Genomic DNA, 23,105 nt, shown 5'->3' with positions numbered 1-23,105 from the left:
CAATCAGCTTTATGATTGCGGTTTTGCTAACATTGCGTTCAAGGGGTTGGCTTGCCCCTTGAGCGCCCAAAGCTGGCTGCATCACTTTCTTTGTCTTTTGATGGTCAAGCGTCTTTGGTCAAATTTTCCAGTCCGCTTTTTTTGGCGGTATCCCACTTGGGGATGACTATCGCTTCGCCAGTAATGCCGTTTCCGTATTTCAACGACCAAGATGGCTGTAGAAGATAAGTGGGGCAGCTAGTCGGTCGATGAAGCTATCTGGCACCGTTCAAATCAAAGCGCTGTTGTTTCAATAAAGGGGTCTGCCTCACTTTGTGAGGAAGACCCCGATTAATGGCAAAACGACACCGCTTCAATTCGCCTTGACTCCTGCATATGTAGCGCCTTGAGCGCTGACATATGCAGCGACGCCTAGGCGAGCTTCAGCAAGAGCTCACCGACGGACTTCCTCGCATCGCCGTAGAACATTCTCGTGTTCTCCTTGAAGAACAGCGGATTCTCGATACCCGAATAGCCGGTGCCCTGCCCGCGCTTTGAGACGAACACTTGTTTCGCCTTCCAAACCTCAAGAACGGGCATGCCGGCGATCGGGGAATATGGATCCTCCTGGGCAGCCGGGTTGACGATGTCGTTGGAGCCTATGACGATCACGACATCGGTTTCATGAAAGTCCTCGTTGATCTCGTCCATTTCAAGGACGATGTCATAGGGAACCTTTGCCTCCGCCAGGAGAACATTCATGTGGCCCGGCAGGCGGCCGGCAACAGGATGAATGGCAAAGCGCACATTCTTGCCGGCGGCTCTCAGCTTGCGGGTGAGCTCTGATACCGACTGCTGGGCCTGCGCCACCGCCATGCCATAGCCAGGGACAATGATGACCGAATCCGCGTCGTTTAGTGCAGCAGCAACACCGTCTGCGTCAATGGCAATTTGCTCACCGACGATCTCCATCTGAGGGCCAGTGGTGCTACCAAAGCCGCCAAGGATGACAGAAACGAAGGAGCGGTTCATCGCCTTGCACATAATGTAGGAGAGGATCGCACCCGAAGAGCCAACAAGCGCACCGGTGACGATCAAGAGATCATTGCCAAGGGTGAAGCCGATCGCCGCAGCCGCCCAGCCAGAATAGCTGTTCAGCATCGACACAACCACCGGCATGTCGGCGCCGCCGATCCCCATGATCAAATGGTAGCCGATGAAGAAGGCGAGTGCAGTCATCAGGATTAGCGTCCAGATACCGGCACCATTGACATACGCAAGAAGCAGGATCAGCGAGAGGATCGCCGCACCCGCATTGAGGAAATGCCCGCCGGGCAGTTTCATCGCCTTGCCGTCGATCTTGCCCGCAAGCTTGCCGAAGGCGATGACGGACCCTGTGAAAGTCACGCCGCCAATGAAGACGCCGAGAAACACCTCGACCTTCATAATCGCCAGCTCGACCGGAACCTTGTGAGCGAGGATCCCGGCGAAACCGTCAAGAGCAGCTCGTCTGGCTTCGTCCAAACCGGATACGCGCGCGGCTTCGAGATGGGCATTGAAACCGATGAAGACGGCCGCGAGTCCGACGAAGGAATGCAGGGCTGCGATGAGCTGCGGCATTTCCGTCATATGCACCCGGCTTGCGATAGACCAGCCAAGCACGGCGCCACCTGCGATCATCAGGGCAATGATGAACCAGTTGCCGATCCCCGGACCGAAGACCGTGGCGACGATGGCAAGCGCCATGCCTGTCATGCCGTACCAGACGGCGCGCTTGGCGCTTTCCTGTCCGGAAAGTCCGCCAAGCGACAAGATGAAAAGAACAGCCGAGGAGATATAGGCCGCGGACACGATACCTGTTGTCATGATGGTGAGCTCCGACTGATTACGACTTCTGGAACATTGCGAGCATGCGCCGTGTCACCAGGAATCCGCCGACGATGTTGATGGTCGCGACCAGTACCGACAAAGCTGCAAGCGTGACGACCAGCCAGTTGCCGGATCCGATCTGGAGCAGCGCGCCAAGGATGACGATGCCCGAAATCGCATTGGTAACTGCCATCAATGGTGTGTGCAGCGCGTGCGAGACATTCCAGATCACCTGAAAGCCGATAAAGCACGCGAGCATGAAGACCACGAAATGGTTCATGAAGCTCGGCGGCGTGAAGGCGCCGGCGAGCAGGAGCAGCGCGGTGCCGACGGCAAGGAGCGCGCCATGACTTCTCGTCTGAACCTTGAAGGCGGCAGTTTCCTGCGCCCTCTTATGCTCAAGCGTTAGCTCCCTTGCCTTTTCCTTTGGCTTCTGTGCGGCGATCGCCTGCACCTTGGGCGCCGGTGGCGGGTAAGTAATGGCACCGCCGTAGGCAACCGTCGCTCCGCGGATGACGTCGTCTTCCATATTGTGGACAAGCTTGCCGTCCTTGCCCGGCGTCAGGTCCGTTATCATGTGACGGATGTTGTTCGAATAGAGCGTCGAGGATTGCGCCGCCATACGGCTCGGAAAATCCGTGTAGCCGATGACCGTAACGCCATTGTCCGAGACGACCTTCTGATCGGTAACGGTCAGGTCGCAATTGCCGCCACGTTCCGCAGCGAGGTCGACGATGACGGACCCCGGCTTCATCATGGCCACCATGTCGGTAAGCCAGAGCTTCGGGGCGTCGCGCCCCGGGATCAGGGCCGTAGTGATGACGATGTCGATCTCGGGAGCAAGTTCGCGGAACTTTTCCAGCTGCTTTTCGCGAAACTCCGGAGATGACGGTGCTGCATAGCCACCTGTTGCTGCACCGTCCTGCTGCTGTTCCTTGAAATCGAGGAAGACGAACTGGGCGCCCATGGATTCGATCTGTTCGGCGACTTCAGGGCGTACGTCGAAGGCATAGGTGATGGCGCCAAGCGAGGTCGCCGTGCCGATCGCCGCAAGGCCTGCAACGCCGGCACCGATGACAAGGACTTTCGCCGGCGGCACCTTGCCGGCGGCCGTGACCTGGCCGGTGAAGAACCGACCGAAATTGTTGCCGGCCTCGATCACCGCCCGGTAGCCGGCAATATTGGCCATCGACGAAAGAGCGTCCATTTTCTGTGCGCGTGATATGCGCGGGACCATATCCATGGCGATGACGTTGCAGGCCCTTGCCCTCGCCTCTTCGAGCAGGCCGCTATTTTGGGCCGGATAGAAAAACGAGATCAGCGTCTGCCCACGTCGCAGAGACCCCATTTCCGAAGTTTCCGGGGGGCGAACCTTCACGACAATATCGACATTGGCATAGAGTTCGCCTCTATCCACGACTGCGACCCCGGCTCTTTCGTAAGCCTCGTCGCTGAAGCCGGCTGGCCGACCGGCGCCTTTTTCGATCAGGCATTCGTAGCCCAACTTTTGTATCTGCTGCGCACTATCGGGCGTCATGGCGACGCGCGCTTCTCCCTCCATCACCTCCTTAGGTGATCCGACTCTCATCTTCATGGCTTATCCCGGTGACCCGGCTCCCAGACCAGTATCTTTCTCCCGATCTCGCACAAGTAACGTTGCGGACCGCGACGGGTAACGAGCAAAGTGGAGAGCGCCTGTCCAGTGCACAATGACGCGGAAATGACGGTTTTTGTCGTATACGGCATAGTCTAATCGATTTTTATTTTTGACTGGACCTTTGCCGCAAGTGAAATGGAGAATTGTAGTATGATTGGCGTTATGCGCACCTCGAGAAAGAATGCGGCTTTGTGGGAATTTCCCAACAGGTCGCCGTCGAGATCACGGTACATTCCCCGACCTTCTTCCCGCCCTCTTAACGTGTACCGTCTGGAGGGATGATGATCGCGCTCTTTGGATGCAAGGTCCGAATGGAATTTGGCAACACCGGCCTCGGTGAAGGTTGTTCCGGGCGAGATCTGCTGGGCAGCCAACGGAGTGTTCGTGCGATATTTCAGACTATTGCGAGAGCCTTGTGACATAGGCTGCCAGCTCCGCTCTGTTTGAGCAGCCAATCTTGCAAAGGCAACGGCTGATGTGCGTGCGTACCGTCGCAAAGCCGATATTGAGAACGCGCCCGATATCTTTATCGGAGCAGCCGCGAGAGACGAGGAGGGCAACGTCGCGCTCGCGTTCGGTGAGCACGGAGAGTGTTATGTCCGGCGATGCCGAGAGTGCGCGTGTAAGCAGCGGCGAGAGCACTTTTAGCAGGCCGATTTCGCGATCGGCAAAGTCAGGCTGACGGTTGGTTCGCCAGATGCGCAGATCCGCGAGTTCCCGACCACCGACCTTAAGGAACAAATTGATTCCGTGGTCTAAACCGTCCTTCATCAGGAAGTCGTTGAAGAACTCGGTCTTACGCAAATCCGATCTGCAGATGACCTCATCCACATAGGCTGGGCGCCAGAGGCTCCGCAACTGGCGGGTCATTGGATCGCGATACTGATACCAGCTGCGATATGCCTTGATGTTGTCCAGGGACTGATTGATGACAAAGGGATCATGATAGGAGTTTGACTTCGGGTTCCATATGAAGGAGGCCAGCGCCTCCGAACGCATCAGGCGCAGAATGTCGGGAAAAATCGTTTCCCTGATCTCAACCGATCCAAGGCTGGTTAGCCTGCTGACAATATCGGCGAAGAGGCTCGCCTCATCGAACGTCAAATCGTAGACAGTCCCGGTCATGATGAACCCAGTTATTAGCGGGATCGTTGTCCCGTCTTGTTCCCTTATGGGGAAGGGAAGCAAATAACATATCAAAAAGCAAGAATATTCAGATGCAGCCCATGAGATCGGTCGGCCGCTATGCTTCCGCGGTAGTCCTTTGGACGGCATTTGACATGTGACCTTACCAACAAAATTGCTGATGGTGGCGAACGCGCATTCTGACTAGCTCTGCGGATGTTGGAAATTCGTGCGAGTGCTACAATGACACCCAAGGAATTTACGTTGACCGAGGCCTCCGCGGCGATGGCGCAAGGGACTCTAAGTGCGGAGGAGCTTGTTGCGGGTCTGCTGAAAAGATTGGACAGTCTTCCCGCGATCAATGCCTTCGTGTCCCTTGATGCGGAGACGGTGCTGCGAGACGCGCGCCAGGCAGATGTTGATAGGGCGGCCGGTCGCATCCGGGGGCCGCTCCATGGTCTGCCGATCGCCTTCAAGGACAATATCAATGTCAAAGGCTATCCCACGACGGGCGGGACGCCGTCGCTTCGCGCCTACCGGCCGACGGACAACGCGCCTGTTGCGGCCCGTCTTCTAGAGGCCGGGGCAATTGCTTTCGGCAAGAATGGAATGCATGAACTTGCCTATGGTGCGACTTCGGACAACATTGCCTTTGGCGCACCGCGAAATCCTTTCGATCAGACGCGCAGCGCCGGCGGCTCGAGCGGCGGTAGCGGGGCCGCTGTAGGTGCTCGTTTTGTTCCTGCCTCCATTGGTACCGATACCGGCGGCTCCGTTCGCATTCCGGCGGCTTTCTGCGGCACCTGGGGCTATCGCCCGACCACGGGGCGGTGGCCGACTGCTGGCATCGTGCCGATTTCCACGACGCGCGACACTCCCGGTCCAGTTGCGTTAAGCGCCGCAGATATCGTGCTTCTGAACAGTGTCGTTACGCGTGCTCCTGCAGTGAAGGCCTCGACGGCCAAAGGGGTTCGGCTCGGAATTCCGCGCAAACATTTCTGGGAGGTGGTCGATCCCGGTGTTGCTGCAGTTTGCATGCAGGCTCTCGACAAGCTTGTTTGCGAGGGTGCGGAACTTGTCGAAGTCGATGCGGGGGGCTTGCTGCACCCCTACGCTTTGTCTTCCATGCCGATATCGATCTATGAGGGTAAAGTCGCGTTATCAGCATTTCTGGCAGATCATGGCATCCCTTTGACTTTCGCGGAAGTTGCAGAACAGGCAGCTGGCCACGATGTGCGGGAACTGCTTCTTGCGCAACTCGATCCTGCCACCGCAGTGAGCAGCGAGGCCTATCACGCCGCGATTGCCATACACCTTCCTGCGTTGAAAGCGGCCTATGCCGATCTCTTTGTCTCGAACGGCATTGACGCATTGGCATTTCCCGTTTGCCGCGTGCCGGCGCCGCTTCTCGATCAATCCGATACGGTGGAAATCGATGGTAAGCTGTTTCCAACGTTTACAGCATTGATACACAATACCGATATCGGCAGCACGGCCAGCCTTCCGGGCATCAGTATTCCGGTCGGCTGCACGCCGCAGGGGTTACCGGTTGGTTTGGGTCTCGACTATCCCTTCGGCAGAGACATTGATTTGCTCGCGCTGTCGCTCGCCATCGGTGATCTATTTCCGGCCCCGTCGCCAAATCTCGGCGGATGATGGCAAGCGGGCGTCCCATCGTTCATAAAATCTCGAGCTTTCCAAAATTGAGGCAAAAATGGTCGACCTGATCAATTTCGAGGATATGCGTCAGCGCGCGCGTCGTCGTCTGCCACGTATGGTTTTCGATTATCTTGAGGGAGGCGCCGGCAGCGAGCGAGGCCTGAGCCGCAATCGAACGGCACTCGACAATGTTCTGTTTAATCCGCATCGATTGATCGCTGTGGATCGCAGAGATCTATCGGTCCGTCTGTTTGGCAAAACCTACCGCATGCCACTGGCAATTGCGCCGACCGGATTGAATGGCGTCTTGTGGCCCGGCGGCGATCTTGCTCTCGCACGCGCCGCGGCCCGTTATGATATTCCGTTCTGCCTTTCGACCGCGTCGACATCGACCATCGAAGAAGTTGCTCGTGCCACGGATGCGGAAAAATGGTTCCAGCTCTACGTCCTCAATCGCGAACAGGCACAAGCTTTCGTTCGCCGCGCTCTTCAAGCCGGCTATTCAACTCTCGTGCTTACCGTGGATGTGGCCGTCAATGGGAAGAGAGAGCGCGACCTGCGTTCGGGTTTCAAGGTGCCTTTCAAACGGTCTCCTAAGATAGTCCTCGATGCTGCCACGCACCCGCGCTGGACCCTCGCGCAGCTTAAATGCGGCTTGCCGCAACTCGCCAATTTTGCCTCGGCCGATGTCGCGGACATAGCATCCCAATCGGCGCTCATGGCCCGGCAGATGGATGCGGGTTTTGACTGGGCGGCATTTGCAGCGCTTCGTGACCTCTGGCCGCATAAATTGATCGTCAAGGGCGTCCTATCGGTTGAGGACGCGCTGCTCCTGGAGAAGGCGGGCGCGGACGCCGTCATCTTTTCCAACCATGGTGGACGGCAGCTGGAAGACGTGCCCGCGTCGATCGAGCTATTGCGTCTCGCACGCGAGACGCTTCGCATTCCGATTTTGATGGACAGTGGCATCCGGTCCGGCTCAGACATAGCCAAGGCCGTCGCTTCCGGAGCAACGATGGCACTGTCAGGCAGGGCGCTTCTCTACGGATTGGCGGCAGCAGGGGAGGCGGGTGTTTGCCAGGTGCTGGAAATGCTCGAGGCCGAATTGGATAACACACTCGCATTGCTCGGCTGCGCACGCGCGGAATCCCTTTCTTGCGAATATCTCTTTGCAGGCAAGGAGAAAGTGCATCCGCAGAAATGATGATATACTGGGATGAAGCTACGGCTAGTCTGGATCTGTCTTGGATTTGTTGGAGCAAACTGCCATGAGCCACGATGATCATACGCTGCCCCCTTCCATGCTTGCGCTTCGCATTAAAGCGATCGAGACGCTCATGGTCGAAAAGGGCAAAGTGGATCCAGGGGCGGTGTCGGAAGTTGTCGATATCTTCCAGAACAAGCTTGGCCCGCGCATCGGTGCCGGGGTTGTGGCGCGCGCCTGGTCCGATCCGGCGTTCAAGGCGCGCCTGCTTGAGAACGGAACCGAAGCCCTGAAGGAGATGGGGATCGGCGGCCTGCAAGGCGAGGCGATGGTCATCCTGGAGAATACACCGGAGGTTCACAATGTGATCGTCTGCACCCTTTGCTCCTGCTATCCGTGGACCGTCCTTGGCCTGCCGCCGACATGGTACAAATCCGCCCCCTATCGCAGCCGCATTGTCATCGAGCCGCGCTCTGTGCTTGCTGAGTTCGGCCTGACAATTGCCGACGAGCGCGAGGTCAGGGTCTACGACAGCAATGCAGAGATCCGCTACATGGTTTTGCCGGAGCGTCCAGCCGGTACGGAGGACTGGAGCGAGGAAAAGCTTGCGGCTCTTGTCACTCGCGATTCCATGATCGGCACTGGCGTCCCGCTGACAGCTTCGGCAATCTGAGAAGAGCAATATCATGAGATCGATTGCAGATATGGGCGGAATGCAAGGCTTCGGCCCGGTCAATCGCGCCGATGATGACACGAGGTTCAAGGAGGAATGGGAGGCGAAGACCTTTGCGGTCAATCTCCTGTCGCTGGCGGCCGGCTGCTTCAATATCGATGAAAGTCGCTACTCGATGGAGCGGATGCCGCCGGTCGACTATTTGAACACCTCGTACTTCGAACATTGGCTGTATTCGCTTGAGGATCTCTTGACGACGAAGGGGGTCTTCACGCGTCAGGAATTAGAAGCGCGGATCGCCGAGCTTGTGGCAAAGGAGGCTGACAATGCTGCCTAAGGAGATGGTTGCCGTGGCGATCGCCACCGGCGCGCCTACTTTGCGCGCAATTGGGACCCTGCCGAAATTTAAGCTGGGTGACGTCATCAAGACCACCAACGATAACGTTTCCGCCCATACGCGCCTTCCAGGCTATGCTCGCGACAAGCGCGGGACGATCGTCGCATATGAGGGAGCCCATGTCTTCCCGGACGCCCATTCGATCGGGCTCGGGGAGCGCCCCGATCATCTCTATCGCGTACGCTTCGAGAGCGAAACGTTGTGGGGCAAGGGAAGTGATGGACCAGGAGCCGTCTACCTGAACCTCTGGGAAAGCTATCTGAAGGTGGGAGATTTGTCGTGATGCCCCGCGACCTGACGATCGATCAGCAATGGCTCGACAAAGGGCCGGCCTTTTCCGAGCCGTGGCAGGCAGAGGCCTTTGCGCTCACAATGCAACTATCGCGCGCCGGGCATTTCACATGGACGGAGTGGACCACGGCTTTCTCAAGCGAAATCGAAACCGCGCCCCAAAGAGGAGACGAGGACGTCAACACGGCCTATTACCGCCAATGGATGCAGGCGTTGGAAAAGATCGTCGCCGCGCGCGGTCTGATAAGCGGCGGGGAGGTTGAGGAATACGAGGAACACTGGAGACGTTCCTATTTTCATACGGAGCATGGCAAGCCGATCGAGTTCAGCAAGGGGCTCGCGCCGATACCTTTAGGTGCGCTTCAAGAGTTTGAACACGCACATGAGCATGCGCACCACGGGCACGAACATCATCATTGTCATGCCGGTCACCACGATGCGGATGTCGGCCCGATCACTGTCAGCCCGGCCAGCCGGCGAGCGACAGCCTAGTCTCTCCTTCACAAACGCCATCCACTTTTAAGCGAGCCGCCGATTGTGGGGCCAGGGGCGCCGATTTCGCCTTTTTTGCCCTAATTTGAAGCGCGAATGCCGGGAACGGCAAATGCGGAATTATCCGCAAAACTGTTGATCCCGCGCTCGTACGCTCGCCCCTATCATGCTGCAGATCGGTTGCCGGTTTCCGCCTGCGACGGGTCTGCAGCTGCAAAAAGCCGTCCTGACGGCAACAAAATCGACAGAGGAAGAACAATGACATTCTCGCGCGACAACATGAGGTTTACTCGCCGTAGCTTCCTACAGGTCATAGGAGCGGGTGCCGCCGCTGGAGCGGCGACATCCGTTCTGCCGGCTCCAGCTATCGCGGCCAGCCCGACGATCAAGATTGGCTATGTCAGCTCGAAGACGGGGGCGCTTGCGCCGTTCGCGGAGGCTGACCCTTTCATCCTCGGCAAGGTGCGCGAGGTGTTGAAGGATGGGCTTGTCAACAACGGCAAGACCTACAAGGTCGAGATCATTGACATTGACGACCAGTCGAATTCCGACCGCGCTGCCACTTCGGCAAGCCAGTTGATTAACAACGATGGCGTCAATCTCATCCTGGCGCAGGGTGCGTTGACCAACGTTCCGGTCGCATCACAATGCGAGACGGCTGGCATCCCGAGCATCACCACCATGGATCCGTGGCAGGGCTGGATGTTTCCGCTCAAGGGCAAGCCGGATGTTGGGTTCAAGTATGTGAACCATTTCTTCTGGGGTATCGAGGACATCATCTCGACCTTTATCGGTATGTGGGACGCGCAAACGACCAACAAGAAGGTCGGCACGGTCTGGTCGAACGATCCGCCCGGCAAGGTCTTCGGCAATGCGGACATTGGCTTCCCCGCATCGCTCGGCAAGGGCGGCTATTCGATTGTCGACGTCGGCGAGTTCCAGCCGGGTGCAGACGATTTCTCACGCCAAATCGTTGCCTTCCGCGATGCCGGCTGCGATATCGTGACGGGTCTCTTCTCTCCACCGGAATGGGCCGTGTTTTGGCGTCAGGCGCAGCAGCTCGGCTTCAAGCCGAAGATTGCTACACCCGCCAAAGCTCTGCTTTTCCCATCCGGCATCGAGGCTCTCGGCAAGGCCGGCGACGGAATGTCGACGGAAATCTGGTGGACACCGAACTACCCCTTCAAGTCGACGCTGACGGGGCAGTCATGCGCCGAGATCGCCGCCGAATATTCCAAGTCGTCGGGCAAGCGTTGGACGCAGCCGATAGGCGTTGTCCATGCCCTGTGGGAGCTGGGGATCAACACGTTGAAGAATGCCGCCGATCCGACAGATCCGGATGCAATCCAGGCAACCATCAAGTCGACCAGGATGACGACGGTCGTCGGCGATATCGACTGGGCCGGAAGCCCAATCAAGAATGTTGCCAAGCTCAAGATCGCAGGCGGCCAATGGCGTCTACAGCCGGATGGTGCTTATGATCTGAAGGTGACCTACAACAAGAACGCTCCTGAAGTTCCAATCCAGGCTGACTTCACAATGGACTTGGCCAGGAAGGCTGGATGATGCCGGCGGCTGATACAACCAGGTCGCTCACTGTCGAAAATGTCGTGAAATCCTATGGCGGACCGATTGTCTTGGACGGAGTCAGCATCGAAGTTGATCATGGGAAAATTCTCGGAATTATCGGCCCCAACGGCTCTGGTAAGACGACGCTGTTCAGCGTGATTTCCGGAACCTTCGCGCCCTCGTCCGGCAAGGTATTTCTTGCCGGGCGGGACGTCACTTCGCTTGGCGCTTCGGCGCGCGCCGTTGCCGGCATCGGCCGGACGTTCCAGGTTCCGCAAACCTTCTCGCACATGTCGGTCTACGAAAACGCGCTGGTCGCCGCCGCGTTTGCGGGGGCTCTCAAGGGGCGTGAAGCGGAAGACGCGGCCTTACAGGCGCTGGAAATCTGCGGGCTCAGAAGCCGCGGCGACCTGATTGCCGGCGGGCTCCCGCTGCTTGATCGCAAACGGCTAGAGCTGGCGCGGGCGCTGGCTACCAAACCCTCGGTCCTCCTGCTCGACGAAATTGCCGGCGGGTTGACAGATGACGAGGCTGCCGGCGTTGCGGCCATTGTGAAAGCGCTCGCAGCAAGCGGTCTCGCGATCATCTGGATTGAACATCTGGTTCACGTCCTGACACATGCCGCCGACGAACTCGCGGTGCTTGGCGAAGGACGCATCATCGCGCATGGCGAGCCGCATGAAACGATGCGTATGCCGAAGGTGCGTCAAATCTATCTGGGCATGGAGCCTGACATTGATGATATCGATCACTGACTTGCGGGCTGCCTATGGTCCGCTGCCGGTTCTGTTCGGCCTCGACCTAAATGTTGCGCGCGGCGAGACGCTCGCGCTCATCGGGGCGAACGGCGCCGGCAAGACCACGACCTTTGCGGTAATGACGGGCCGGCTGAAGCCACAGGCGGGCAGCGTGTCGGTTGCCGGTCGCGACATCGCGGGCCTGACACCGATGGATATCGTCAGCCACGGTCTGGCCCTTGTGCCGGAGGGGCGACAGCTCTTTCCCAGCCTTACAGTGGAGGAGAACCTGGTTGTCGGCGCGCATTCGCGCCGCGCAGGCGCATGGCACCTAGAGCGTGTCTACGAGATATTTCCGACTGTCGTGGAATTCCGCAAGCGGCCGTCCACCGCGCTTTCCGGCGGACAGCAGCAGCTTGTCGCGATCGGTCGCGCCCTCATGTCGAACCCTGAAGTGCTATTGTGCGATGAACTCTCGCTCGGCCTGTCTCCGGCGGCTGTCGATGTCGTCTATTCAGCGCTTCAGAAGCTGCGTGGCGCCGGGCTGACCACCGTAATCGTCGAGCAGGACATTGCACGCGCGCTTGCATTCTCAGACCGCTTCGCCTGCATGCGGCACGGCCGGATTGTTCTTTCTGGCTCGTCTACCGCGGCGGACCGGACCGAGATATCCAACGCATATTTCGGGATGCGCTGATATGTTGGAAACTTTGATCAACGGTGCACTGGTCGGTGCTCTCTACGGCCTCTACGGACTCGGCCTTTCGCTCTGCCTTGGGTTGATGCGTCAGATCAATCTTGCCCATGGGGACTTTATCATCTTCTCGGCCTTTATCGCCCTGCAACTGATGACGCATTTCGGTATTCACCCGCTGCTGGCACTGCCGATCGTTGCGCCGATCATGTTTGTGGTGGGTTGGCTCTTGCAGCGCTTCGTCATGGAACGGACGCTCGGGCGCGGCGAGATGCCGCCTATTCTTGTCTCGTTCGGTCTTTCGGTGATTCTCCAGAACGTCATGCTGGAACTTTTCAGCGCGGATACGAAAAGTCTTGATCCCGGCGCGCTCGGAACGGCCGCTGTCAATCTGGGCTCGGTCGCCATCGGCGTTCTTCCGCTCCTCACACTGGCGGTAGCGGTTGGAATTTTCGCCTTGACCGCGGCCGTCTTCGGCAGCACGCGCTTCGGTCGCGCCGTGCGCGCAACGTCCGACAACGAGGCGGTTGCGCAGTTGATGGGTATTCGCACGCGCCGTGTCTTTGCCAACGCGATGGGCGCCGCATTGGCGATTTCCGCCATCGCCGCGATCTTCTACGGCATGCGTGGCACGTTCGACCCATCGACTGGGCCTGAGCGCATGCTTTTCGCCTTCGAAGCCGTGATCCTCGGTGGGTTGGGCTCGATTTGGGGAACGCTTGCGGGGGGTATCATCCTCGGCATCGCCCAGGCAGCCGGCACCTTAATTATCCCAAGCCTTGGCCCGCTTGTCGGTCACATCATCTTTCTGATCGGCTTGCTGCTGATGCCAGGCGGCCTCTTCACCAAAAGGATACGTGCATGATCATGGCTTCGCCTCTTGCCCGGTCACTCGTGGCTGTCGGCATTTTAGCCGCGGTTCTTCTTGTAATCCCGCTTGCCGGGTCGCGCTACGCTATACTCCTGACGACGGAAATCGCAGCCGTTCTTTCAATAGCTCTCATGTGGAACCTCCTTGCCGGCTTTGGGGGGATCGTCTTCATGGGCTTCCAGGTTTTCATCGGTATTGGTGGGTATACGTTGTTCGTAGCTTCCAACGGTCTTGGACTGCCGCCGTTTCCCTTTGTTGTTCTCTCCGCCCTCGTGTGTGCGGGATTTGCGCTTTTGATTACGCCGATCCTCTTTCGCCTTTCAGGCGCGCAGCTTGCAATCGGCTCCTGGGTTATCTCCGAAGTCATACGTCTCATCGTCTATCATACCAGTGCATTGGGTGGCGGCGGTGGCATGGCGCTGACGACCGTGCGCGGCATTGACCGGTCCGTTCGGCTGTTTGCGACCTATGGAACGTCTGCGCTTGTTCTTCTCGTGGCGCTTCTGGCATGCATAGCGCTGATGCGCGGCCGGTTCGGGCTCGCATTGCGCGCCATGAAGGACAGCCCACTTGCAGCCGAGGCCATGGGCGTGACCATCCGCAAGACGCAGACCTACGTCCTTTTGGTCGCGGCAGCGATCGGCGGGGCGGCCGGTGCCTGCTATTACATGGTCGTCCTGCAGGTCAGTCCGACAGCGGGCTTTTCCATGAACTGGATGGCGATCATACTCTTCGCCGTCATTCTCGGCGGCATCGGTACGCTCGAAGGTCCGATCGTTGGCGTGGCGATCTATTTCCTGCTTCGCGAGACTATGGGCAATATCGGCTCGCTCTATTTCATTATCCTTGGCCTGCTCGCCATCGGGGTCATGCTATTGGCGCCTGGCGGGGCCTGGAGCTTGCTGAAGTCTGTGATCAGGATCGACTTGCTGCCGATCCGCCGCACCATGAGGGAAGCCGGCCAGAGCGCGTAAGCCGGATAAGGCGTAGAAGGAAATTGATGGCCGTTGGCCGCCGATGATACGCTTGCTTAAGCGGCCTGTATCGAGGGACGAATTCATTCTCTGGATCAATCCAGTTCCGGATTCGTAATTCCCATCAGATCTTAGGTTCAAGAACAGAAATGCGAGTCCAGGTCTTGCATAAGGGCCTTCGTCCGAGATGCTTGACAATTTGTGTTTCAGGCGACCGGGCCGGCATTGTCAAAGATGGTCAGCAGATTGGCAAATGTTGTCGTCACCGGGGTTGCAACGTTAAGCGTCTTGCCAACCCTGCTGACGGCGCCGGTGATTGTGGCGATTTCCATACGCCGGCCGGCAAGTCGATCCTGCAACATCGATGGCTTGTGCTGCCTGTGATTGGCAAAGGCATGTTCCACTGACTGTCGAACATGGTTGGCATCAACTGCCAGGCCACGTGCCTTCGCAACCGCGACAACCTCACCGACAATCGCGAAGACGATGTCGCGCGCTTCCTGCCGGTCGCCCATTTCGCCGACCGTCAATCCGGTGACTGCTGCCAGTGAATTGAGTGCGGAATTGAAGGCGAGCTTCTCCCAAATAGTCACTTCGACACCTGGGTCCAGCTTGCAGTTGAGACCCGCCTCGTCCAGGGTGCGGCTGATCGCTTCCAGTCTTTCGGAGGCCTGACCGTTCGCCGCCCATAGCCTGATCTCGCCTTCACCTGGGACGGTGATCAGGCCGGGTTCGATCAGTGTCGAGGGCCAGTTGGTCATACCCATGACGATGCGGTCTCGTGCCACGAAGGCCTCGATCGCCTCGACATTGCCGATGCCGTTTTGAACGGTGAGCACCCAGGTCTGTGGGCCGAGGACGTGTTTCGCCGCTTCCATCGCGGAGGTCGTGTGCATGCCCTTGGTGAAAACGATCAACAGTTCGAAGGTCTCGATATAGTGATCCGCCGGAGCGACCGGCAGGCTATAGGCTTTCTCGCCAAAGAGGCCGGTCATCCGAAGCCCCTTCTCTTTGATGGCGTCGATCATGACGCTGGAGACTTCGATCAAGGAGACATCGTTGCCCTTCTCGGCCAAACGTCCGGCAAAAAGGCTCCCCATGGCTCCAGCCCCGATGACAGCTATCTTCACGCATTTCCTCCCATAGTTTTCGGCTTTCCATCCTCAGCCGCATTTGGTCGCGGAATGCTCCCATCAAGATAGTTTGATGTCAAATATTTTGATGTCAAACTATCTTGCGACATCGGTGCAGGTTGGATAAGCTTCATGTGTAGAGGAGGCAGGACGGATGGGGCCAGCGGGATGACTGGCGTATCTGCACAGAACAACGTGGCGGTTCACAACCGACGCGACCTTGCCGTCCGAGGAGGAGGATCATGGATAACATTCAGCTTTTGATCGACAATGAAGACCGCGCAGCACTTTCGGGCGGGGTATATGAGCGCATCGATCCAGTGACCGGAGAGATCGCGACCACGGCCGCCGCCGGCCAAGCGGATGACGCCCGTGCCGCGGTTGATGCCGCCGCTGCCGCCTTCGCTCAATGGTCGGCATCGGGTCCGGGCGAACGCCGCAAGCTGCTCTTGAAGGCGGCCGACATCATGGATTCCAAAGCGGGCGAATTCATCCGCCTGATGACCGCCGAAACGGGTGCGACCGCGCCCTGGGGCGGGTTCAATACCATGTTCGCCGCCAATATCCTGCGCGAGGCCGCAGCGATGACGACGCAGATTTCCGGCGAGATCATCCCGTCCGACAAGCCAGGCACGCTTGCCATGGGCATCCGTCAGCCCGCCGGCGTCTGCGTTGGCATCGCGCCCTGGAACGCCCCCGTCATCCTCGGCACGCGAGCAATCGCCATGCCGCTTGCCTGCGGCAACACGGTTATCCTGAAAGCCTCCGAGATGTGCCCTGGCACGCATCGGCTCATTGGCCAGGTGCTGCGCGAAGCGGGCTTCCCTAACGGCGTCGTCAATGTCGTCACCAACGCGCCGGCCGATGCGGCAAAGGTCGTTGAGACGCTGATCGCCCATCCGGCCGTCAAGCGCATCAACTTCACCGGCTCTAGCCGCGTCGGCAAAATCATCGCCAAGCTTGCAGCCGAGCATCTCAAGCCGGTTCTGCTCGAGCTCGGCGGCAAGGCGCCCTTCATCGTTCTCGATGACGCCGATCTCGATGCGGCAGTCAACGCCGCCGCTTTCGGCGCTTACATGAACCAGGGCCAGATCTGCATGTCGACGGAGCGCATCATCGTGGATGCGAAGGTCGCGGATGCTTTCGTTGAAAAACTGGCGACCAAGGCGAAGGCGCTTCCGGCCGGCGATCCGCGCGGTCACGTTGTTCTGGGCTCACTCGTCACGCCCGAGGCGGCCGTGCGGGTGCAGGAAATGGTCGACGACGCTATCGCCAAAGGTGCCGCACTCGTTGCCGGTGGTACGCATAATGGTTCCATCATGGAAGCAACGCTCGTCGACCGCGTCACGCCCGACATGCGCATCTATTCCGAAGAATCCTTCGGCCCGGCCAAAAGCGTAATCCGTGTGAATGGCGATGAAGAGGCGATCCGCGTCGCGAATGACACGGAATATGGCTTATCATCTGCCGTCTTCAGCCGGAATGTCGAGCGCGCCATGGCTGTTGCCCGCCGAATTGAAAGCGGGATTTGCCACATAAACGGTCCGACCGTGCATGACGAAGCTCAAATGCCGTTTGGTGGGGTCAAGGCTTCAGGTTACGGCCGCTTCGGCGGACGTGCAGCGATTGCCGAATTCACCGATCTGCGCTGGATCACGGTGGAAGACGCACAACAGCATTACCCGTTTTGAAGCCGCAACGGAGAGCGATCGTGAAAGTATCACCCAAGCCAGCCCAAGATTCGCCAAGCGAAAACGAAAGCGACGTTCTCATACCGACGGCATTCAGGGACGTTGTCGGTTATCACCTTCGAGTGGCCCAGGAGGTTTCTTTCCAGGCGTTCAGCGCGATGCTTGAAAAGACTGACTTGAAGCCTGGCTGGTATTCGATCCTGACGATCCTGTCCGAATATGACGAGTTGACCCCTTCGGATTTGAGCAGGGTCTGCGGTCGCGACCGCTCGACCCTGACTTCGACGCTGAAGGGGCTTGCCATTCGCGGCCTGATCGAACGGCGACAAAACCCGAACGATCAGCGCAGCTACAGTGTCAGTCTCACAGACGAGGGTCGCAAAATGCATAAGCGGCTGCATGCCGTCGCACGCGAGCATGACCGCCGTCTCGATGCGATCGTCGGGAAGGACAAGGAAGCCCTGATCGCGATCCTGGCGAGGATTGTCGGCGCGCTCGGCAAAGGCTGAGGTCGCTCACAGCGTCGCTCGCCGACCCTAGGCACCGCTTCGCTGGCGATCGGAAGACATTTCGAACCCCGGGGATTTCCCGCGCAATTCGGCTTGGAGGAGAGCCGGAAACGGTTGCGGCTTGCCTGCAGCCTTCAACAAGGAGGAAGATATGTTCGACAGAATTCTGAAAAGCGGCCTCGTGATCGCCGCCATGGGGCTTGGATCGCTTTGGGGCGGCGCCGTGTCACCAACGGCGGCTGCAGACAAGCCGATCAACCTGAAGATTTCGCTCTGGGTGCCGCCGACGCATCCCCTCGTGAAGTCCGCGCAGGATTGGGCCGACAGCATCGCCAAGGATTCCGGCGGCACGATTACCGCCTCGATCTTTCCGGCCGAACAGCTAGGCAAGGCATTCGACCATTATGACATGGTGCGGGATGGCATTGCCGATGTCGGTTATGTCAGCCCGGGCTATCAGCCCGGCCGCTTCCCGTTGATCAATGCTGCTCAGCTTCCCTTCACGATTGCGAATGCGACGGGCGGCACGGCTGCGGTCGATAGCTGGTATCGCAAATATGCCGGCACGGAGATGGCTGATACGCATTTCTGCCTCGCCTTCGTACATGATCCGGGCAGCCTGCATTCGGTCAAGAAGATCGTTCTACCCGGCGATATGAAAGGTCTGAAGGTTCGCCCAGCGCAACAGACCATAGGCGAGATGGTAACGCTTCTCGGCGGCACCAATATTCAGGCATCCGCGCCGGAATCACGCGATGCATTGGAGCGCGGCATTGCTGACGCCATCACGTTCCCATGGAATTCAGTCTTTCTATTCGGCATCGACAAGGTGACGAGATACACGCTCGACGTCCCGCTTTATGCGACCGCCTACACCTGGTCGCTGAACAAGTGTGTCTACGACAACGCCTCGCCCGAGCAGAAGAAGGTACTCGACGCCCATTGCAACACGGAATGGGCCGTCAAGCTCTCCTCCGCTTGGACCGAGTTTGAGCATGCCGGCCGCGCGCGCATGAAAGCGGCTTCCGGCCACGAGGTCGTGGAACTGACGCCGGAGCAGATAGACCTCTGGCGCAAGGCCGTGGCTCCGCTGCAGAGCAGCTGGGAAAAGCAGGTTACCGCGAAGGGAGGCGACCCTAAGCAAGTACTCGATGATCTGAAGAAAAGCCTTTCCGACAACAACGCCGCCTTCTGATGCGGATCGGGCCGGTCCCGTCCGGGGGCCGGTCCATCGCTCAGGGCAAATGGGAGGAAGCCATGACGCCTGAAATAACAGAAGGCCAAGCGCCTGCCGTCCAGCCGCCGCAAAACGGCATGGATCGCTTCATCGCCGGGATTGAATGGATCGCCGCCGGATTTGTCGGACTTGTTGCTGCGGACATCTTCATTTCGGTCATGCTGCGCTATTTCTTTTCCTATTCGATTCCGGATGGTTATGACTTTGGACGCCTGTTCCTGGGTATCCTCATCTTCTGGGGGATTGCTGCCACCAGCTATCGGGGCGCGCATATCACGGTCGATCTCGTCTGGGAGAATGTCAGCCTGAAATACAAACGGGCGATCGACATCTTCGCCACGCTCGTCCTGCTCCTTGTCGTAACGGTGCAAACCATCATGCTGTTCGACAAAGTCGTCCAGACCCGCGCCCAGCATGTCCTGACCTACGATCTCCAGCTTCCGACCTGGCCCTTCTTTCTCGTTGCCTGGCTTGGCGACGTCGCTGCCGTGCTGCTGATTGCCGTGCGCACGTTCCGCCTCGTCTTTTCCCCGCACCGTGTGAATCAAGAGCACGTCAACGATCCGGTGGAATAAGCTTATGACCCAAAATCTTGTCGCCATTTCTGGATTTGTCGTTCTCTTCGCGCTTATGCTGCTGCGCGTTCCCGTCGGCATGGCCATGGGCCTTGTCGGTGTGACAGGCTTCGGTCTTCTTGCCGGATTCGGCCCGGCGCTGAAGCTGATCGGCCAGACGTCGATGCGCACCGTCACCGACTATACGTTCGGCGTCATCCCCATGTTCCTGCTGATGGGCGCGTTCGTTTCCAATTCCGGCATGAGCCGGGAACTGTTCCGTGCCGCCAACACGCTCATTGGCCATCTGAAAGGCGGACTGGGGCTGGCCACGATCCTCGCCTGCGGTGGCTTTGCCGCCATTTCCGGCTCGTCGGTTGCTACTGCTGCAACCTTCTCCACGGTCGCTTATCCCGAGATGCGGCGGCTGAAATATCCAGACTCCTTCGCTGCGGGCACAATCGCAGCCGGCGGGACGCTGGGCGCGATGTTCCCGCCTTCGACGGTGCTCGTCGTCTACGGAATCATGACCGAGCAGGATATCAGCAAGCTATTCATGGCGGGCCTGATTCCCGGCATCATCGCCGTCCTCATGTATATGACGACGATTGTCATTTTAGGCGCGGTGCGTCCCAACCTGCTGCCGGCGGCGGCCAAAAGCTCTTGGAGCGAGCGCTTCCAGGCAATCAAGGACATCTGGGCGCCGCTCGCTCTTTTCCTGTTCGTGATCGGCGGTCTCTATGGCGGTCTCTTCACGCCGACAGAGGCCGGTGGTGTCGGTGCTGGCGGCGCGTTCATCATAGGGGTTCTCCGCCGCAAGCTCGGGCGGCGCCAGATCCTGATGTCGCTTTTGCAGGCGACGCGCACGGCCGCAGCCGTTTTCACCGTCCTCATCGGCGCATTGATATTCGGCTATTTCCTCACGATTACCGGTACGCCACAGAAGGTCACAGCGTTCCTGACCGGGCTTGGCTTGAATCCCTATGGCGTACTCTTGCTGATCCTGTTGATGTACATCGTCCTTGGCTGCCTTATGGATGCCATGGCGATGATCATCCTGACGGTTCCGATCGTCTATCCGGTCATTCTGTCGCTCGGGTTCGATCCGATCTGGTTTGCTGTCATTATAGTCATGACCGTGGAACTCGGGCTCATTCATCCGCCGGTGGGTATGAATGTCTTCGTCATAAAGAGCGTGGTGCCGGAGCTAAGCTTCTCGAAGATCTTCAAAGGCGTTGCTCCGTTCATCGTCACCGATCTCGTTCGGCTGGCGCTCCTCATTGCCTTCCCGATCCTTGCGACCTGGCTTCCCAGCCATCTCTAAACATACTGAAAGCGAGTAACATTCATGACGGACGAAAAGACTCCAACGATAACTGCCGGCGGCGCTCTGCTTGCGCGCCTCAAGGCGGTGGGCGTCGATTACATTTTCGCCAATTCCGGGACCGATTTCCCACCGATCATCGAGGGGCTGGCAGAAGCTTCGGCCAAGCAGATCCCGCTACCAAAGGCCATCGTCATCCCGCATGAAAACGCGGCCATGGGCATGGCGCACGGCTATTATCTGGCGACGGGACGCGCACAGGCCGTCATGGCCCATACCAATGTCGGCCTCGCCAATTGCGCTATTGGTGCGATCAACGCTGCGACCGAGCATGTTCCCATACTTGTCTTTTCCGGGCGCACGCCCGTCGTCGAAAAGGGTCGGCTCGGCGCCCGCACGGTACCGATCGGCTGGGGTCAGGAAATGCGCGACCAGGCCGCTATGATCCGCGAATCGGTCAAGTGGGACTACGAGATGAAATTTCCTGAACAGGCCGTCGACATTGTCGACCGGGCCTTTGCCATCGCCAATTCGATGCCGCGCGGGCCGGTCTATCTGAGTCTGCCGCGCGAGGTTCTCTGTGAGCCTTGCCCGTCGAGCGAGCTTGAAGGCCCGGCGACGATCGCGGCCGCGAGCGTTGGGCCGCGCCGGGCCGATATCGACGCAGCCGCGAAACTGCTGAGCGAAGCCAAGAACCCGATTATCATCGCGCAGCGCGGCGCTGGTTCTGCTGAAGGCTTCAGGGTGCTGTCGCGCCTGTCGGACGACTGGGGCATTGCCATCTGCCAATACTGGGCGATCCAGCTCGCGGCGCCGACCGACCATCCTATGGCCGTGGGCGGCGACCCGGCCGACTGGCTTGCAAAGGCGGATCTGGTATTTGTCATCGACTGCCTTGCACCATGGTCGCCGGACGTTCATTCGCTCAAGCCCGGTTGCAAGGTCGTTCATATCGGACAAGACCCGCTCTATTCGCGCTTCCCAGTCCGCAACTTTCCATGTGACCTCGCGCTTGTCGGCGACACAGCGGAGGTCATCATCGAACTGGCTGCTTCTGCTTCGATGTTCCTGCCGACAACGGCGAAATTGCGCGATGCGCGGCGTGCCAAGGTCGCAGACGCTGCTGCGGAGCGACGCGCCGCGGTTCTGGATCATGCGGAAGCAGGCCGAGGTCCAGTCATGTCCAAGGCCTTCGTCAGCACCTGCCTTTCCAAGGCGATCGAGGGCAGGGACGCCGCCATCCTGTCCGAACTCGGCGCGCCGCTGGAAGAGCTGACCCTGCAGTCGCCGGACACCTGGTATCAGGAACCCCATTCCGGCGGGCTTGGCTGGTGCTTTCCGGCAGCACTGGGCATGAAGCTTGCTCGACCGGACAGGCTGATCGTCGCGACCATGGGAGATGGCTCCTACATGTTCTCCAACCCCGTTGCCTGTCACCAGATTGCGGAAGCGGCCGGCATTCCGCTTCTCATCCTCGTCTTGAACAATTCCGAGTGGGGCGCGGTGCGCCAATCGGTGCTCGGCGTCTACCCGGACGGCTTTGCGGCGAAATCAAACGCCATGCCTCTGGTCTCGCTCTCGCCATCGCCAGATTTCACGCTCGTCGCCGCTGCAAGCCGCGCCTGGACGGCAAAGGTTACAGAGGGCGACGATCTGTTGCAAACGCTAGAAGCGGCAATCGAGCAGGTCATGGTGAATAAGAGGCAGGCTCTGGTGGAAATCAGGATCGCGTCATGATGACCAATGGGCCGGCCGCGTATACGCGCGGCCGGCCCTGCCAAAAACTACCGAGCCAGCAAAGATCGGGCAGCATCTTCAGCATGCCCGCAATCCGCGCCAGCCACGGTTGGTCTGGGTGCGGCATCGGCAAATCTACAAGCTGACGAATTGCGTTGGTAAAGTGACGGATCTCGATTTCGTCCTCCGGCGCGACCTTCACCAACTCCGCCTCGAGGCAATCGACATCCGCGTAGATGTGCAGGCTCGCGCCGTGCTCGTCCTCGACGCGGACGAACTCTTCATGGTCGACGAAACGGAGCCTGTCGATGTCGCACACCTCGCGCCACTCGGCGTGCAGTGTGCCGCCGGGATTGGAGCCCACCAGCCAATGCAGGCAGGTCTCGAACGTGTATTCGCCCCGCCGCCAACTCGTGGCCAAACCGCCAGCGCTCTGATGCTGTTCGAGAAGGTCGACCTCATAGCCGCTTTGGCGGGCGTAAACCGCCGTGCAAAGGCCAGCGATGCCACCGCCGATAATAGTAATCTTGCCTGGGCGTTTCATGGCTCTCAGCCCAAAGAATAGGAGGTTCGACATTTGAAAAATCACGCTGACAACCTAGCAGCAAGCTGCAGCGCTGCCTTTGACCTCGGTCAATGCCAGCGGGTCCCATGAGTTTTCAGGGTTATCGAAATGACAAAGGCAACGGCGCGAACGGCGACCCCGGTGGTGGCGGGTTCTTATTCATC

The 23,105-nt window shown here is 58.9% G+C and carries 23 protein-coding genes; 17 read left to right on the top strand and 6 right to left on the bottom strand.

What is annotated here, in order from left to right; translation table 11 throughout:
- Positions 1–411 precede the first annotated feature (411 nt).
- The 4 genes from FHT29_RS27705 to FHT29_RS27690 form a co-directional block, all read right to left on the bottom strand.
- A complete protein-coding gene (locus FHT29_RS27705; RefSeq protein WP_168600591.1) occupies positions 412–1,845 on the bottom strand; it encodes an NAD(P)(+) transhydrogenase (Re/Si-specific) subunit beta in 1,434 nt (477 codons plus the stop codon).
- Positions 1,846–1,864: 19 nt separating this feature from the next.
- Positions 1,865–3,436, bottom strand: a complete 1,572-nt coding sequence (locus FHT29_RS27700) for a Re/Si-specific NAD(P)(+) transhydrogenase subunit alpha (RefSeq protein ID WP_168600619.1) — start codon at positions 3,434–3,436, stop codon at positions 1,865–1,867.
- A 161-nt stretch (positions 3,437–3,597) separates the two neighbouring features.
- A complete protein-coding gene (locus FHT29_RS27695; protein ID WP_168600590.1) occupies positions 3,598–3,879 on the bottom strand; it encodes a hypothetical protein in 282 nt (93 codons plus the stop codon).
- A 25-nt stretch (positions 3,880–3,904) separates the two neighbouring features.
- Positions 3,905–4,780 (bottom strand): LuxR C-terminal-related transcriptional regulator, encoded by an 876-nt coding sequence (locus FHT29_RS27690; protein ID WP_210166123.1) that lies wholly within the window; start codon positions 4,778–4,780, stop codon positions 3,905–3,907.
- 93 nt (positions 4,781–4,873) lie between these two features.
- On the opposite strand from FHT29_RS27690, the gene iaaH reads away from it, so the two are divergent.
- From iaaH to FHT29_RS27635, 11 genes are all read left to right on the top strand, one after another.
- The gene (gene iaaH / locus FHT29_RS27685) at positions 4,874–6,286 is read left to right on the top strand and encodes an indoleacetamide hydrolase (RefSeq protein ID WP_168600589.1); all 1,413 of its coding nucleotides are present in this window, start codon (positions 4,874–4,876) and stop codon (positions 6,284–6,286) included.
- Between the two features lie 58 nt (positions 6,287–6,344).
- Positions 6,345–7,493 (top strand): alpha-hydroxy-acid oxidizing protein, encoded by a 1,149-nt coding sequence (locus tag FHT29_RS27680; RefSeq protein WP_168600588.1) that lies wholly within the window; start codon positions 6,345–6,347, stop codon positions 7,491–7,493.
- A gap of 64 nt (positions 7,494–7,557) precedes the next feature.
- Positions 7,558–8,166 (top strand): nitrile hydratase subunit alpha, encoded by a 609-nt coding sequence (nthA, locus tag FHT29_RS27675; protein ID WP_168600587.1) that lies wholly within the window; start codon positions 7,558–7,560, stop codon positions 8,164–8,166.
- Between the two features lie 13 nt (positions 8,167–8,179).
- Positions 8,180–8,503: an SH3-like domain-containing protein gene (locus FHT29_RS34995; RefSeq protein WP_081999707.1), complete on the top strand. Its 324-nt coding sequence runs from the start codon at positions 8,180–8,182 to the stop codon at positions 8,501–8,503.
- Positions 8,493–8,846: an SH3-like domain-containing protein gene (locus FHT29_RS34990; RefSeq protein WP_168597205.1), complete on the top strand. Its 354-nt coding sequence runs from the start codon at positions 8,493–8,495 to the stop codon at positions 8,844–8,846. The genes FHT29_RS34995 and FHT29_RS34990 overlap by 11 nt, the downstream gene beginning before the upstream one ends.
- Complete coding sequence (locus tag FHT29_RS27660; protein ID WP_246703157.1) at positions 8,846–9,346, top strand: nitrile hydratase accessory protein; 501 nt, start codon at positions 8,846–8,848, stop codon at positions 9,344–9,346. Before FHT29_RS34990 ends, FHT29_RS27660 begins: the two co-directional genes overlap by 1 nt.
- Positions 9,347–9,604: 258 nt before the next feature.
- On the top strand, positions 9,605–10,912 hold the full coding sequence (locus FHT29_RS27655; protein WP_113134083.1) for an ABC transporter substrate-binding protein: 1,308 nt from the start codon (positions 9,605–9,607) through the stop codon (positions 10,910–10,912).
- Entirely contained in the window at positions 10,909–11,670 is a 762-nt protein-coding gene (locus FHT29_RS27650; protein WP_234903935.1) for an ABC transporter ATP-binding protein, read from the top strand. The genes FHT29_RS27655 and FHT29_RS27650 overlap by 4 nt, the downstream gene beginning before the upstream one ends.
- Positions 11,654–12,349 (top strand): ABC transporter ATP-binding protein, encoded by a 696-nt coding sequence (locus FHT29_RS27645; protein WP_168600585.1) that lies wholly within the window; start codon positions 11,654–11,656, stop codon positions 12,347–12,349. Before FHT29_RS27650 ends, FHT29_RS27645 begins: the two co-directional genes overlap by 17 nt.
- 1 nt (position 12,350) lies before the next feature.
- Positions 12,351–13,211, top strand: a complete 861-nt coding sequence (locus tag FHT29_RS27640; protein ID WP_168600584.1) for a branched-chain amino acid ABC transporter permease — start codon at positions 12,351–12,353, stop codon at positions 13,209–13,211.
- Positions 13,208–14,191, top strand: coding sequence for a branched-chain amino acid ABC transporter permease (locus FHT29_RS27635; protein WP_168600583.1), 984 nt, complete (start codon positions 13,208–13,210; stop codon positions 14,189–14,191). Before FHT29_RS27640 ends, FHT29_RS27635 begins: the two co-directional genes overlap by 4 nt.
- Before the next feature lie 206 nt (positions 14,192–14,397).
- On the opposite strand, the gene FHT29_RS27630 is transcribed toward FHT29_RS27635, so the two are convergent.
- Positions 14,398–15,321: a ketopantoate reductase family protein gene (locus FHT29_RS27630; protein ID WP_047563160.1), complete on the bottom strand. Its 924-nt coding sequence runs from the start codon at positions 15,319–15,321 to the stop codon at positions 14,398–14,400.
- Between the two features lie 245 nt (positions 15,322–15,566).
- On the opposite strand from FHT29_RS27630, the gene FHT29_RS27625 reads away from it, so the two are divergent.
- The 6 genes from FHT29_RS27625 (at position 15,567) to FHT29_RS27600 (ending at position 22,376) form a co-directional block, all read left to right on the top strand.
- Positions 15,567–17,015 carry an aldehyde dehydrogenase gene (locus FHT29_RS27625; RefSeq protein WP_168600582.1) on the top strand — a complete coding sequence of 483 codons (1,449 nt, stop codon included), beginning with the start codon at positions 15,567–15,569 and terminating at the stop codon, positions 17,013–17,015.
- 20 nt (positions 17,016–17,035) lie between these two features.
- Positions 17,036–17,524, top strand: a complete 489-nt coding sequence (locus tag FHT29_RS27620) for a MarR family transcriptional regulator (protein WP_064745842.1) — start codon at positions 17,036–17,038, stop codon at positions 17,522–17,524.
- Between the two features lie 151 nt (positions 17,525–17,675).
- Positions 17,676–18,719 (top strand): TRAP transporter substrate-binding protein, encoded by a 1,044-nt coding sequence (locus FHT29_RS27615; protein ID WP_246703152.1) that lies wholly within the window; start codon positions 17,676–17,678, stop codon positions 18,717–18,719.
- Between the two features lie 62 nt (positions 18,720–18,781).
- A complete protein-coding gene (locus FHT29_RS27610) occupies positions 18,782–19,336 on the top strand; it encodes a TRAP transporter small permease (protein WP_173412219.1) in 555 nt (184 codons plus the stop codon).
- A gap of 4 nt (positions 19,337–19,340) precedes the next feature.
- The gene (locus tag FHT29_RS27605; protein ID WP_047563164.1) at positions 19,341–20,639 is read left to right on the top strand and encodes a TRAP transporter permease; all 1,299 of its coding nucleotides are present in this window, start codon (positions 19,341–19,343) and stop codon (positions 20,637–20,639) included.
- 24 nt (positions 20,640–20,663) lie between these two features.
- Complete coding sequence (locus FHT29_RS27600) at positions 20,664–22,376, top strand: thiamine pyrophosphate-requiring protein (protein ID WP_168600581.1); 1,713 nt, start codon at positions 20,664–20,666, stop codon at positions 22,374–22,376.
- Here the strand turns inward: FHT29_RS27600 and FHT29_RS27595 are convergent.
- Positions 22,360–22,920 (bottom strand): FAD-dependent oxidoreductase, encoded by a 561-nt coding sequence (locus FHT29_RS27595; RefSeq protein WP_168600580.1) that lies wholly within the window; start codon positions 22,918–22,920, stop codon positions 22,360–22,362. The genes FHT29_RS27600 and FHT29_RS27595 overlap by 17 nt on opposite strands.
- Positions 22,921–23,105 lie beyond the last annotated feature (185 nt).

Source organism: Rhizobium sp. SG741 (assembly GCF_012275435.1).
GTDB classification, from domain to species: domain Bacteria; phylum Pseudomonadota; class Alphaproteobacteria; order Rhizobiales; family Rhizobiaceae; genus Rhizobium; species Rhizobium lusitanum.
The sequence above is the reverse complement of the archived record's forward strand: the minus strand, read 5'-3'. Positions and strand labels throughout refer to the sequence as shown.

Coding starts and splice junctions, on each gene's coding strand:
- FHT29_RS27705 (WP_168600591.1), bottom strand. CDS start 1,845: ATGACAACAGGTATCGTGTCCGCGGCCTATATCTCCTCGGCTGTTCTT.
- FHT29_RS27700 (WP_168600619.1), bottom strand. CDS start 3,436: ATGAGAGTCGGATCACCTAAGGAGGTGATGGAGGGAGAAGCGCGCGTC.
- FHT29_RS27690 (WP_210166123.1), bottom strand. CDS start 4,780: ATGCCGTCCAAAGGACTACCGCGGAAGCATAGCGGCCGACCGATCTCA.
- iaaH (WP_168600589.1), top strand. CDS start 4,874: ATGACACCCAAGGAATTTACGTTGACCGAGGCCTCCGCGGCGATGGCG.
- FHT29_RS27680 (WP_168600588.1), top strand. CDS start 6,345: ATGGTCGACCTGATCAATTTCGAGGATATGCGTCAGCGCGCGCGTCGT.
- nthA (WP_168600587.1), top strand. CDS start 7,558: ATGAGCCACGATGATCATACGCTGCCCCCTTCCATGCTTGCGCTTCGC.
- FHT29_RS34995 (WP_081999707.1), top strand. CDS start 8,180: ATGAGATCGATTGCAGATATGGGCGGAATGCAAGGCTTCGGCCCGGTC.
- FHT29_RS34990 (WP_168597205.1), top strand. CDS start 8,493: ATGCTGCCTAAGGAGATGGTTGCCGTGGCGATCGCCACCGGCGCGCCT.
- FHT29_RS27660 (WP_246703157.1), top strand. CDS start 8,846: ATGCCCCGCGACCTGACGATCGATCAGCAATGGCTCGACAAAGGGCCG.
- FHT29_RS27655 (WP_113134083.1), top strand. CDS start 9,605: ATGACATTCTCGCGCGACAACATGAGGTTTACTCGCCGTAGCTTCCTA.
- FHT29_RS27650 (WP_234903935.1), top strand. CDS start 10,909: ATGATGCCGGCGGCTGATACAACCAGGTCGCTCACTGTCGAAAATGTC.
- FHT29_RS27645 (WP_168600585.1), top strand. CDS start 11,654: ATGATATCGATCACTGACTTGCGGGCTGCCTATGGTCCGCTGCCGGTT.
- FHT29_RS27640 (WP_168600584.1), top strand. CDS start 12,351: ATGTTGGAAACTTTGATCAACGGTGCACTGGTCGGTGCTCTCTACGGC.
- FHT29_RS27635 (WP_168600583.1), top strand. CDS start 13,208: ATGATCATGGCTTCGCCTCTTGCCCGGTCACTCGTGGCTGTCGGCATT.
- FHT29_RS27625 (WP_168600582.1), top strand. CDS start 15,567: ATGGATAACATTCAGCTTTTGATCGACAATGAAGACCGCGCAGCACTT.
- FHT29_RS27615 (WP_246703152.1), top strand. CDS start 17,676: ATGTTCGACAGAATTCTGAAAAGCGGCCTCGTGATCGCCGCCATGGGG.
- FHT29_RS27610 (WP_173412219.1), top strand. CDS start 18,782: ATGACGCCTGAAATAACAGAAGGCCAAGCGCCTGCCGTCCAGCCGCCG.
- FHT29_RS27605 (WP_047563164.1), top strand. CDS start 19,341: ATGACCCAAAATCTTGTCGCCATTTCTGGATTTGTCGTTCTCTTCGCG.
- FHT29_RS27600 (WP_168600581.1), top strand. CDS start 20,664: ATGACGGACGAAAAGACTCCAACGATAACTGCCGGCGGCGCTCTGCTT.
- FHT29_RS27595 (WP_168600580.1), bottom strand. CDS start 22,920: ATGAAACGCCCAGGCAAGATTACTATTATCGGCGGTGGCATCGCTGGC.